The organism is Arthrobacter sp. B2060 (assembly GCF_059090445.1).
This window is the reverse complement of sequence record NZ_JBNHFR010000015.1, coordinates 15022-27218: the sequence shown is the minus strand read 5'-3', so window position 1 is coordinate 27218 and position 12197 is coordinate 15022. Positions and strand designations below refer to the sequence as shown.

Sequence of the window (12197 nt, the reverse complement as noted above, 5' to 3'; positions counted from 1 at the left end):
GTTACCCGGCGTCCGAGTCGACCGGAAAGACCCGCCCGGTGGTCCCGTCCACGCTGACCCGGCCTCCGTTCCGCAGTACGCTCGTCCCAGAGCCGGTGCCCATCACGGCCGGTATGCCATACTCCCGGGCCACGATGGCAGCGTGCGAACCGATGCCGCCGGCGTCCACCACCACCGCGGCGGCCCGCTGGAACAGTGGAGTCCAGGACGGGTTGGTGTAGGGGCACACGAGGACCTCGCCGCTGCGCAGCAACCCGAAATCTGCCGGGCCACGGATTATCCTTACCTCTCCCGTGGCCTGGCCCCGGCTGGCAGGCACGCCGGAAACCAGCGCTCCGGGCGGCCGCCGGCCCGGCGCGAACAGCACAGCCGGGTCCAGCAGCGGAGTCCCGTCCAGCTCACGGCGCTTCGCCGCCCTGTCCAGCACCAGCCGGCGGTACCGGTCCCGCTCCGAAGCCGCGAGGGTACCGGCGTCGGCGATTGCCGACAGCTCTTCATACCGCAGGTGGTGGATCTCCTCCGGATTCGCCAGCACACCGGCCGCACAAAGCCTGCGGCCCAGCTCAAGCAGGGCCCGCCGCAGCGGCGGCAAAAGCATGGTGGCGTAAAAGTGGCTGTCCTCGCGGAAGGCCATGCCTGCCTTGGCGGCGTCCACGACGGACAGAAGGTGACGGCGCACCGGCGTGAAGCGAAGGGCAGGATGCTTCAACAGTTCTGCCAGCGCCGCTCCGGTTTGATCCGCTGCGGCGCGCCGCTCCCCCAGCATCGAGGTGATCAGCCTGACGACCACCTCTGGCGCATCGGACCAGGTCGGAGCGCTGCTCAGCACCACACTGACCGTTTCGCGGTGTCCGTACTCGGCAAGGAACGCCTCGAATGCCGCACGGAACTCCCTGAATTCCTCCTGATCCTCCACCTGCACAAGCAGTTCAGTCGGCGGCTGTCCTCTGAAGGCGCGTGCCAGGTTCGGGCTGGAGCGCACCCGTTCGGCCAGGGCCTCAAGAGCCCGGTTCGCCTGGCTCGTGCGGGTTTCGGCGCCGGCGATGAGGGCGGAGGCAAGGCGCGGCTTCCCCAGAAGCAGCAGCATCAGGCGAAGTTTGAGCAATGGGACAAATACACCGGGCAGGTAGGATTTTCTGAGCTCAGTGATCCCCCGCATCGCGTCAAAGGAACCGTCGGCCAGCGCTATGACTTCGCGCCAGGTCAACGATTTCGGGTCCCTGTCATTAAGCCTCCGGACGCTCTCCAGAAATGCGGCGAACCTTCGGTCTTCCGTCCACTGGGCCGGATCGAACTGCCGTGCCCGGCGCGCCACCATGACCGGAGCCCCGAGGGTGCGCAGGGTTGGCCTCGGCACCGGCGGCACGAGCCGGACCACCACGCCGTCCTCTTCCGGAAGGATCTGCTGCACCGAGGGGAAGACGACCCCGACGCTGCCGGCCATGCCATGGAGCATCGCCAGGATCCCGCGCTGCATCCAGCCCGATACGTCCAGGGGATACGGCCGCTCTTGGAACATCTCAATGAAGAACGGTCCCACCAGCCGCTGGAAGCGGCTGAGCCGCAGCGGCTGCGGCGGAAGGGCGGTCATCGGCCTGGCCTGGAGCAAGTAGAGGTGGCCCCCGGCGATGGCCCATTCCATGTCCTGGGGCCTGGCAAAATGGTCCTGCACCCGGCGCGCCAGCTGCGCCAGCTCTGTGAGCTGCCGCCCGTTGAGGGTATGGCCGGCGCTGTCGGGGCCTGCACTCTCCTGCGTCCCGCCGGCGGCAGCAGCCCGAATGGCAACTTCCCGGCTGCCTGGGGTGAATGCCCTGACCCGGCCGTTGCCGTCCAGAACATAGTGATCCGGCGTAACGCGTCCCGAAACCACTGCCTCGCCCAGTCCCGGGCTCGCGTCGACGACGATCTCGCCCCGCTCGCCGGTCACCGGATTGGCGCTGAACATGACACCGGCGGTGTCCGCCGGAACCATCTTTTGGATCACGACGGCGATCGTCGCCTCGCCCGGCTCGATGCCCTCCCGCTCCCGGTAAGCAATGGCGCGCTCTGTCCACAGGGACGCCCAGCAGTCGGTGACCGCCGCGAGTACCGCTTGCTCGCCAATCACGTTCAGGAACGTGTCATGCTGTCCGGCGAAGGCTGCACCGGCCTGGTCCTCGGCCGTGGCACTGGAGCGGACCGCCACCGGACCGCCGCCCAAGGACGCGTACGCCGCAGCGATGTCCGCCCGGATCCGCTCCGGCAAGGTGATGCTGGCAAACAAGTCCCGGATCCGGGAACCGTCGGATCCGGCTTCCAGCAGCCGGTCCAACCTTCGGCCCAGTCCGGTTTCCGCCAGAACCGCCTCGTAGGCGGAGGCAGGGAGGACGACGCCCGGCGGCACGGGAAAACCGTGGCGCACCAGTTCCCCGAGATTGGCTCCTTTGCCGCCGGCCTGCGGCACGTCTTCCGCACCGAAGTCGGCGAGCGCGCCGGTTATCTTCTCAGTCATCTGCTGCTCCTGGCCAGCGCGAGGGTTTCCTGATGGGGAGAACTGCTTACAGGCTACGCCTCGTCGCCCTGGCGGATCGCGGCGCCCCCAGCCGGGATGGCTATGTGACGGGCGCTACAAATAGGCTTTGACACGACCGCCTCCGGATGAAGTCCCGGCAGCCGGTCACGGAAAACCACGTACACCCACGGACATCCAGGGACGGCAGGGGCGATGAACTACAACGCTGAAGCGGTGCTGCACGACGGGACCAGGATCCCCATCGGGGTAACCGGTTCGGGCCGGGCCCTCCTCATCCCCACGAGGGCGGAGCCCCGTCCCGAAGCAGAGGCAGAGACGATGCGCGCGTGGGGCGCGGACCCGGACCTCGGGCCCAACCTCGTCACGGCCCTCTCCCGGTCGTACCGGGTCATCGCGGCGGATTACGAAGGGCACCGGATGGCGCACCCGGCCCCGGACACCCTCACCCCGGAGAACATCACCGCCGATTTCCTTGCCATTGCTGATGCCGCAGACGCCGACAGGTTCGGGTACTACGGATACTCATGGCTCGCGCTGTGTGGCCTGCAGCTGGCGATCCGCACGGATCGTCTCTGGGCGCTGATCATGGGCGGCTACCCGCCCCTCGACGGACCATATCGGAGCATGCTCGCGGTCACCAGGGCTGCGCACTCCATGGCTGCCAAGGCCCGGGCGCAAGCACCATCGGTGGACGAGGCGCCCGAGCCGGGCGACTGGGATTCCGCCACGATACAGACGGACGAGGCACAAACCCGCCAGTTCCTGACCCTCTACGAGGCGCTCCAGGACTTCGATGACGCAACCGCTGACGTGGTGCCCGGCCTGCCGCGGCTTGCATTTGCCGGAGCAGCCGATCAGATCGACTACGGCCCGCTCTGGGGAGACGTGCAGGTGCGGATCGGCGCGCCCCTCGCGGAGCATGAGCGCGAGCTGACCGCGGCAGGGTGGGACGTGCGGGTCCTTCCCGGTCTTGACCATCTGGGCGCCATGAACAGCGCCGTGGTCGTTCCCCTCATCACGGCCTGGCTCGAAAGTGCGGCGCAAAGAGGAAGCTGAATCCGTCGGGCCGGGGCCGGACTGGCCCCCGCGTGGCGGCCGGGGCAGCCCGTTCCATCAACCAGGGCTGCTGCCAAGCAGGCGTGCCCGCTGCCTGGGATCGATTGCCGCCGCAGCAGCAGCCGCCGCCAGACCGAACGCGCCGTCCAAAACGGCCCTGTCCGCAGATGCGGAGGACCCGTAGGCGGCGAACTCCGCCGTGTGATGGACTGCGCCGCCCACGTCGTAGCCGAGCAGCGGATGGATGCTGGGCACCAGCTGCGAGACGTTGCCCATGTCCGTGGAAGCCACCCGATCCTCGTTGAAGCCGACAGTCCTCCCCCGGGTGGCCATTGCCTCGCGGTACGCCTCGGAGAGGAAACTGTCCTGCCTTAGCTCGGCATATGCGTTGCCGGTAGGGGTGACCGTGACCGTAGCGCCGCTTGCGAGGGCTCCGGCCTCAAGGCAGCAGCGCACACGGTCCTCGATCACCCGCAGTGTCACCAGGTTGGGCGAGCGCATCTCCACGCTGGCCCGGGCCCGCTCCGGAATGACGTTGACGGCGCTTCCGCCTTCAGTGACGATCAGCGACACAATGGATTCGGACGGAAGCTGCTGCCGGGCCAGGGCAATCGCGGTTTGGGCGACCACAAGCGCGTCCAGTGCGTTGATTCCCGCAGCCGGGGCCGCCGCTGCGTGGGACGGACGCCCCTCGTACAGCACATCCCACATGCACATGGCCAAGGAGGAACCGCCGATGATGTCCTCGGCGGCGGCATGAGCCATCATTGCCAGAGACACGTCATCGAAGAAGCCTTCCTTGATGAGGTCCGCTTTGCCGCCGGTGCTCTCCTCGGCTGGAGTGCCAAGCACCTTGACGGTGATGCCGAGATCATCCGCCACGGCGGACAAGGCGAGCGCCGCCCCCACGGCGCTGGCGGCGTTCACGTTGTGTCCGCAGGCGTGTCCAATGGCCGGCAACGCGTCGTATTCGACGCACAGCGCCACCACGAGTTCGCCGCTTCCATACCGGGCACTGAAGGCAGTCGGGAGCGTTGGCTGGACGCCGTCCACGCTGAAGCCGCCGGCCCGCAGCAGCGTGCTGGCCCGTTTGGCGGCCCGAAATTCCTGGCCGCTGAGTTCCGGATCGGCGTGGATGGCATGGCTCAGGCGAAGAATTCCAGGCTGCCAGCGTTCCACTGCCGAGGAGATGCGGCCCCGTATCCCGGTCTCGGCAGCAGGGGCAGGCCCCGCGTGCGTCCGCGTTGCTGCTTTCATGCCGCCACCTCCGCAGCCTGCCGCTTCGGATAGCGTGCGGAAGCTGCTGCCGCAACCAGGGCAGCTACCGCGAGTGCTCCCCAGATGGAGACGAGGCCGCCTTCAGTGATGCGCCCGGACATGGCCGATGATGACGAGAGGAGCTTGACGACGGCGGCACCCACCGCGATGCCGACCGAGAGGGCCAATTCATTGAGTCCGGCCGCCGTCGAGGTGTCCTCCAGGGGAACACCTTCAACGGACAACGACCGCGTCCCGGCCTGGTACATGCCCAGGCTGAGGTTGAACATGGCAAACCCGACACAGTACCCGGCAAGGGATGCGTGCGCTGCGATCATCACCACGAATCCTCCCGCCAGCAGCAGGCCCGCGAAGACCAGCGTGGCACGCTCGCCGAATGCCCTGAGCGCCCGGGCGGTCAACAGCGAAGACGCGAGTGATAGTACTGATGCGGCGGCGAGGACAACGGCGATCATGAGCGGGCTGAGGGCGAATCCGTAGCCAGCCTTGTCGGGGTTGGCATGCAGGAAGATGCCGTTGGTGCCGAAGTAGCTGATGGACGCGAAGCCGAAAAAGAAGGTGGCCAGCGAAACGGCGCGGATACGGGGGTTAGCAAGCATGCGCAAGTCCACGAACCTCGTTCCGCGCTCGGGGCCGCCGGCATCGATCACGGCCCAGATGGCCAGCAGCGCCAGGCCCAGCAGTCCGGATCCGAGTGTCCGCGCGTCGAGCCAGCCCCAGTCCGGCCCCATCGAAAGGGCCATGACGAACCCGATCAGCCCGAGCGAACACGCCATCAGGGGCACCAGGGCGAGTCCCTCGCGGGTGGGTGTTCCGGCGTCCGGCAAGAGGAAGGAGCACACGAGGGCCGCGACGGCGAACGGAACGGCCACCCAGAAACCGAGGGTGGGGCTGCTGACGCCCACGATCCCCGCCAGCAGCCCGCCTGCGCCGACCATGATCATCAGCATGCCGATCATCACGCTGACGCCGGTGCGCGTGTGGGCGGGGCTGCTGACGCGCAGGATTCCCATCATGAGCGGGATGAAACCGACGACGCACGTGAGCAGCACGACGCCCACGGTCACCGACAACAGGGACGGCCAGAGTGCCATCATGAGCACGCCCGCAGCCACGGCGGCAGTTGATGAGCGGAGCACCAACCGGTAGCCGTAGCTGTCCCCGAGCCGGGAGATGATGGGGGTGAGCACCGCAAAACTGACATTGGCAACAAGGAAGATGCCGTTGATCGTCGGATCATCTATCGAAAAGACGGGTCCGAGGGCGGGCAGGATGGGATTCAGGTATCCCTGGGTGACGCCGCTGAGTGATTCGACCACGGCCATGGCGACGATCATCCCGGTGATCGTCCTGCGGGTGACGGCCACCGTTTCAGGCGGGGCTGTTTTGCTTGTCATATGCTTCCTTGGGATTCGGGGCGCTCGCGCCCGGGGTGAGGCGAGTCACAACGTTAGCCTCGGCCCCATTCGCACTGGAGATATTGATCGAAATCCCCTTTGCATCGCTGAATCTGAAAGAATCAGCCATGATCGCTGAACTGGATCTCGAAATCGTGAATGCCCTGCAGATCAATCCGCGGGCCGACTGGTCCCGCGTGGGCGACGTCCTGGGGCTGTCCGGGCCCACCATCGCCCGCCGCTGGCACGCGCTCGCGGAGCAGGGCCTCGCTTGGATCACGCCGTCTCCCGGGCCGCGCTACCTCAGTGCCGGCTGGTCCGCATTTATCCAGTTGTCCTCGGTGCCGGGCCAGCACGAAGCCCTCATCCAGCGTCTCTGTGCCGAGCCCGCTTTCGGGACGGTGTCACTGGTCTCGGGACCCCACGACCTGTTCGTGGACTGCTTCGCCTCAAGCCATGAGGAACTCATGGCGATTGTCACAGGCTCTTTCGCGGACCTGCCGGGGGTAACGCGCAGGGAGGTCGTCTTCGTCACGCAGCTCTACCGGCAGGCCTCGGAGTGGCGCAGCGGCACCTTGGAACCGGCGAGGGCAAGGCTCATGGCGAAGGGGTCCGCACCCCCACCGCCTGCCTACGCCCCGGACCGGCTGGACGCCTCCCTGCTGGAGGAGCTGGCCCGCGACGGGCGGGCCAGCTGGGCAGAGCTGGGCTCGGCCTCCGGCGTTTCGCCGCAGACTGCACGACGGCGGGTGGAGCGGTTTCTGGCGTCCGGCTACATGACGATGAGGTGCGATACGTCCGTCGCCGTCCAGCAGGGCCTGCGGGAGGTGAGCCTGAGCCTCAACGTTCCCGCGACCGATGTTGACTCCATCGGCCGCTACTTCGCCGGTCTGCCGAGTTGCCGCTTGAGTGCCCAGGTTCTGGGTGCCCAGAACCTGGTAGTGACGCTCTGGGTCCACGACTATCTGGAAGTCCAGGGGCACGAGCGGGAGCTGGCATCCCGGGCGCCGGGAAGCACGGTAATCTCGCGGCAGGCAGTGGTGCGCACCTACAAGCGGCTCGGCCACCTGCTGGATGAGTCAGGGCGCAGCCGGGGCGTGGTCCCTTTGCCCCTGTGGCGGGAGGCCTAGCCCGTCCCTCGACCCGAGTCACGCCTGGAATTTATGCACTCGGGCGGCGCCGGCAGAGGCGTGGGCCGGGTGAAGTGTCTCGTCGTACTTCTCGTCGTACTTCTCGTCCCGCGGTTCGTCGTACGGGAAGCCACCGGGCAATGACCCCTCGGCCAGCCCCCGCAGGACCAGGTGGCGCAGGGGTGGGTGGCCATCCGTCTCGACAGCAGGGACGGCGGCGGGGACAGCGGCCGGGACTGGATGCGTCACCCTGGCGTTGGCCATCTGGTCCACGCCCGAGGCGCCCGCCGCGCCCAACAGGGCCACCGCAAGAGCTGCAAGAGCGGGAACCATGCTCTTTCTCCAGAACCTCACGGACTCATCATGGCTGCGTCACTTGAGAAGAGAGCTGGAGCTCCCTTGGGAAACACTGTGAAGGTCTCTCGCGGAGACCTACGTGTCCCGTACGTCCTGTTCCCGCCGAAGGTGCTGCACAAACCAGTCCCTGGCCAGGACTGCCGCCTGCTCCAGCGTTCCGGGTTCTTCGAAGAGGTGGGTGGCCCCCTGGACGAGCTCCAGCCGTTTGGGGCAGCGCATCCGCTCTTGAGCCTGGCGGTTGAGCTCCAACACCTGGTGGTCTGCGCTGCCGACAATCAGGAGGGTCGGGGCGAGGACACGGGCAAGCCACGGGCCGGCCAGGTCCGGACGGCCTCCCCTTGAGACGACTGCGCCGATCTGCTCTCCCTGTTCGCCCGCCGCCCACAACGCGGCACCTGCCCCTGTGCTCGCGCCGAAGTATCCCACCCGGCAGGAGGCCGTATCCGGCCGGCCGGCAAGCCAACCCGTTGCCGCGGTTAGTCTGCGCGCCAGCAGCTCGATATTGAACACGTTGGCGCGATCGAGCTCCTCCGCGGGGGTGAGCAGGTCCAGCAGCAAGGTGCCGAGCCCGGCCTGCTGGAGCATCGAGGCGACGAAGCGGTTTCGCGGACTGTGGCGGCCGCTGCCGCTTCCGTGGGCGAACACCACCACTGCGGCCGCCGCCCGGGGAAGATTCACGTGCCCCTGGAGCCGCACCCCGTCGGAGTCGATCTGCACGTCCTTGTCGAGCTGGTCGAGTGCAGGGTCGCTGGGGGCTGCCGCCGCTCTCTGTGCACGCTCGGCGGCTGCGTCGAGCAGCCACACCACTTCGTCGTCGCTCGTCGGGGAGAAGTCACGGTAGTGGTCGCTGACAGCCGTGAGCTGCCGGGGCGTGGCGAGGCACACCACCTCGTCCGCCTCGGGCAACTTGCGGAGGACGTCAGGAGAGGCAACAGGAACGGCCAGAATCACTTTCGCGGCACCGAGTTTCCGTGCGATGCTGCAGGCAACACGGGCAGTTGACCCGGTAGCGATGCCGTCATCGACGATTACGGCAGTGCGGCCGTTCAGATCCAATGGGGCCCTGCCAGCCCGGAATCGTGCCACGCGGTCATCCAGCAGACGCCGTTCCCGTTGTTCAACAGCGCGCAGGTCTCCCTGTTTGACCCTTGCGAGCGAGAGGACGCGTTTGTCCAGGGCGGATGCCCCTTCTTCCCCGATCGCTCCCATCGCGAGCTCGGGCTGAAACGGTACTCCCAGCTTGCGCACGACTATCACCTCGAGGGGCGCGTCGAGTGCCGCTGCAACTTCGAAGGCCACCGGAACTCCGCCGCGGGGCACACCCAGAACGACGGCGTCCCCTCCACGCAGGTACTCCAGCCGCATCCCCAGCTGCCGCCCTGCATCAGACCTGTCCGCGAAAATGCCCATCTGCTGCTCCTGTTCCAACTATCCCTCACGAATCCGGGCCCCGCGAGGCCCTTTTGGGCAAGGAGCCGGACCACTGGCACCGCGCCAAGGGGCGGTGCATCCTGATAGCAAAGGCCTGGCAGGTTGGAGGTGGAGCATGCAGATCGCGCTCCTGGGGGACGTCATGCTGGGCCGGCTCGTCAACGACCGGCTGACAGTGGCCGATCCCGCCTTTCCCTGGGGCGATATCCTGCCCATCCTGAGACAGGCCGACATCAGGTTCGCCAACCTAGAGTGCGTGCTGGCGGACGACGGAACACCTGTACCCGGCAAAGTGTTCCACTTCCGCTCGGACGTCAAGAATGTGGAGTGCCTGAAGTCCGCGGCGATCGATGTGGTGGCGTTGGCCAACAACCATGTGCTGGACTTCGGAGTTGATGCTCTGCGGGAGATGTTAGCGGCGCTCGATCAGCACGGGATCCTGCGGGCGGGGGCAGGAACGGACCTGGACGCGGCCCGGCGACCTGCGGTCCGGCGGGTGGGGCCACATGCGGTCGGCTTCGTCGCCTTCACTGACAACCAGCCGGACTGGGAGGCCACCGCGCGCGCTCCGGGCATCCACTACGTCCCCGTGGATGACTCTGGGGACCGCCGGGCCACGGAATTGCTGGACCTAGTCCGGCGGACGAAGGCCCGGGTCCAGTTGCTGATCGTTTCCGCGCATTGGGGCGCCAACTGGGGATCCGAAGTCCCGCCCGGGCATCAGAGGCTGGGGCGGGCCCTGATAGAGGCGGGCGCCGACGTCGTGTTTGGGCATTCCGCCCACATTTTCCGGGGCGTCGAAATCTACAGGAACAGGCCCGTTGTCTACAGTGCCGGCGACTTTGTGGATGACTACGCCGTGGACCCGGATGAACGCAACGACCAGTCATTCATCTTCCTCCTGCACACCAGGGGCAGCATGCCCCTCATGTTGCGGCTGCATCCGACGGAAATCACCCGCATGCACACCGGACTTGCCCGACGGAGCGCGCGGAAAATCGCGGACCGGATGCAGCGGCTGAGCGCACAGCTCGGCACGCCCAGCAGGTGGATCGAGGACGACAACGTCCTGGAGATGCCGATCGGCACAGGCCCGGCGCCCGGCGCAGAAGAGCCGGGCAGCCAGGGCCCCTAATGCCTGCCGGGCCTCACCTCGACGGATTGACCACCATGGCCGAGCCGCCCCCGCGCCTCGCGGGCTCTGCCGCGGCGACCATCCTCCCGTCGGCCTTGAATTCGATCGCGGTGGCCGCGCCGATCTCTGCCGCGGAGGTGAACGCGTCGCCTGCGGGCGTCAGCTGATGGCCGTACGGCGTGAGCCGTTTTTCATAGGCCCTGATGAAGTCCGGCTCGGCGGTGACGTTGGGTGTGTTCCGTTGCGCCGCCCGTGGTGCGGCAATGGCCTCGGAAATGCTCATGCCCCGGTCCACGCGGTTCATGATCGTCTGGAGGACGGTGGTGATGATGGTCGACCCGCCCGGTGATCCGAGCGCAAGGAAGGGATCCCCGTCCTTGAGGATGATGGTCGGGGACATCGAGGAGCGCGGACGCTTCCCCGGTTGGATCCGGTTCGGATCCTTGGGGTCGTACACGGTCGAGAAGTCGGTCAGCTCATTGTTGAGCAGGAAGCCCCGGCCGGGGACCACGATGCCGGAACCGCCGGTCTGCTCGATGGTGAGCGTGTACTCGACCACGTTCCCCCACTTGTCCGCGACCGTCAGGTTGGTCGTCGAAATATTCTCGGTGTCCTTTTCGTCGGCCGGCGCCGCGGCGGCAGCCGGGCACACGCCGTCGTAATTGGACACGTCACCGGGCGCGACGGGCTTCACGGCCGCGCGCTTCGGGTCGATCCGGCATGAGCGCTCCTTGCCGAACAGCGGGTCTGTCAGGGCGGCCGTGGGAACGTCGACAAACGCGGGATCGCCCAGGTACTTGCCGCGGTCCGCGAACGCGAGGGCGCTGGCCTCCAGGTAGTGGTGCAGGGCGTCAGGCGTTGACATCTCGGAAAGGTTGAACGTGTCCAGGATGTTCAGCGACTCGCCCACCGTAGTGCCCCCGCTGCTGGACGGTGCCATGCCGTAGACGTCCAGCCCGCGGTACTCCACGTGCGTGGGCGCCTGGTCGAGAGCGCTGTAGGCGGCGAGATCCGCCGTCGTCATGTGTCCTGTCGGGACGGGCAGTGTGGTGGTGGCAGTCTTGGGCGGCGCCTTGACTGTGGCCACGATCTCTTCAGCGAGCGGGCCCTGGTAGAAAGCGCGGGTGCCCCTGTCCGCGAGGAGCCGGTACGTCTTGGCTAGGTCGGGGCTCTTAAAGATGCTTCCGACGGCGGGGGCGTCACCGCCCGGGAGGAAGAGTTTGCTCGTGGACGTGAACGCCGCAAACCGGACCTTGTTATCGAGGGTCTGCTGGCGGAACGTTTCATCGACCAGGAAGCCTCGGTCCGCCACCTCAATGGCAGGCTCGAGGGCATCGTCAAGGTCCAAAGTGCCCCAGCGCTTGAGGGCGCGCTCCCACGTGGCGGGGGTGCCGGGCACGCCTACGGAGACTCCACTCGTGACGAGATCGGGTGTGAACTTGTAGGGCTCTCCGGTCTTCGGGTCGATGAACGCGTTGGTCGGCATTGCGGCCGGTGCGGTCTCGCGGCCATCGATCGTGCCGACCTTGCCGGTCTTGGCGTTGTAGAACAGGAAGTAGCCACCGCCGCCGATCCCGGCACTGTACGGCTCGGTCACGCCCAGGGTGGCGGCGGCGGCGACAGCGGCGTCCGCGGCGTTGCCGCCATCGCGGAGGACCTCGATCGCTGCAGCGGACGCCTCCGGGTCCACGGTGCTCACTGCCCCGCCGTATCCCGTGGCGGTCGCGGTCTTTTTAGTCACCGGCGGATCGGCGAACGCGGGGCTGATGACGGCTCCGCTGGTCACACTCATAGCCACGGCCGCCGTAACGGCAGCCAGGCGACGTCTCACATTAGGCATGGTCGCTCCCGGGTTTGGGGTGGTGCGGGTTGACGGTATTGCCACGCTACTCCGCCGCGGT

General features: G+C 67.3%; 9 protein-coding genes. 3 read left to right on the top strand and 6 right to left on the bottom strand.

Going from position 1 to position 12197, the window contains the following annotated elements:
- Position 1: 1 nt before the first annotated feature.
- Positions 2-2491: a PEP/pyruvate-binding domain-containing protein gene (locus AC5RUM_RS20235; protein ID WP_494036629.1), complete on the bottom strand. Its 2490-nt coding sequence runs from the start codon at positions 2489-2491 to the stop codon at positions 2-4.
- A gap of 213 nt (positions 2492-2704) precedes the next feature.
- On the opposite strand from AC5RUM_RS20235, the gene AC5RUM_RS20230 reads away from it, so the two are divergent.
- Complete coding sequence (locus tag AC5RUM_RS20230; protein WP_494036628.1) at positions 2705-3568, top strand: alpha/beta hydrolase; 864 nt, start codon at positions 2705-2707, stop codon at positions 3566-3568.
- A 57-nt stretch (positions 3569-3625) separates the two neighbouring features.
- Here the strand turns inward: AC5RUM_RS20230 and AC5RUM_RS20225 are convergent, their stop codons facing one another.
- Positions 3626-4825 (bottom strand): amidohydrolase, encoded by a 1200-nt coding sequence (locus AC5RUM_RS20225; protein WP_494036627.1) that lies wholly within the window; start codon positions 4823-4825, stop codon positions 3626-3628.
- Positions 4822-6243: an MFS transporter gene (locus AC5RUM_RS20220; protein WP_494036626.1), complete on the bottom strand. Its 1422-nt coding sequence runs from the start codon at positions 6241-6243 to the stop codon at positions 4822-4824. Before AC5RUM_RS20220 ends, AC5RUM_RS20225 begins: the two co-directional genes overlap by 4 nt.
- Positions 6244-6371: 128 nt before the next feature.
- On the opposite strand from AC5RUM_RS20220, the gene AC5RUM_RS20215 reads away from it, so the two are divergent.
- Positions 6372-7373: an Lrp/AsnC family transcriptional regulator gene (locus AC5RUM_RS20215; protein ID WP_494036625.1), complete on the top strand. Its 1002-nt coding sequence runs from the start codon at positions 6372-6374 to the stop codon at positions 7371-7373.
- Positions 7374-7391: 18 nt separating this feature from the next.
- Here the strand turns inward: AC5RUM_RS20215 and AC5RUM_RS20210 are convergent, their stop codons facing one another.
- Together AC5RUM_RS20210 and AC5RUM_RS20205 are read right to left on the bottom strand one after the other, a co-directional pair.
- Positions 7392-7706, bottom strand: coding sequence for a hypothetical protein (locus tag AC5RUM_RS20210; protein WP_494036624.1), 315 nt, complete (start codon positions 7704-7706; stop codon positions 7392-7394).
- Positions 7707-7805: 99 nt separating this feature from the next.
- Positions 7806-9140, bottom strand: a complete 1335-nt coding sequence (locus AC5RUM_RS20205; protein WP_494036623.1) for a phosphoribosyltransferase family protein — start codon at positions 9138-9140, stop codon at positions 7806-7808.
- Positions 9141-9276: 136 nt separating this feature from the next.
- Between AC5RUM_RS20205 and AC5RUM_RS20200 the strand changes: the two genes are divergently transcribed.
- Positions 9277-10296 (top strand): CapA family protein, encoded by a 1020-nt coding sequence (locus AC5RUM_RS20200; protein ID WP_494036622.1) that lies wholly within the window; start codon positions 9277-9279, stop codon positions 10294-10296.
- Between the two features lie 13 nt (positions 10297-10309).
- On the opposite strand, the gene ggt is transcribed toward AC5RUM_RS20200, so the two are convergent.
- A complete protein-coding gene (gene ggt / locus AC5RUM_RS20195; RefSeq protein WP_494036621.1) occupies positions 10310-12136 on the bottom strand; it encodes a gamma-glutamyltransferase in 1827 nt (608 codons plus the stop codon).
- Positions 12137-12197 lie beyond the last annotated feature (61 nt).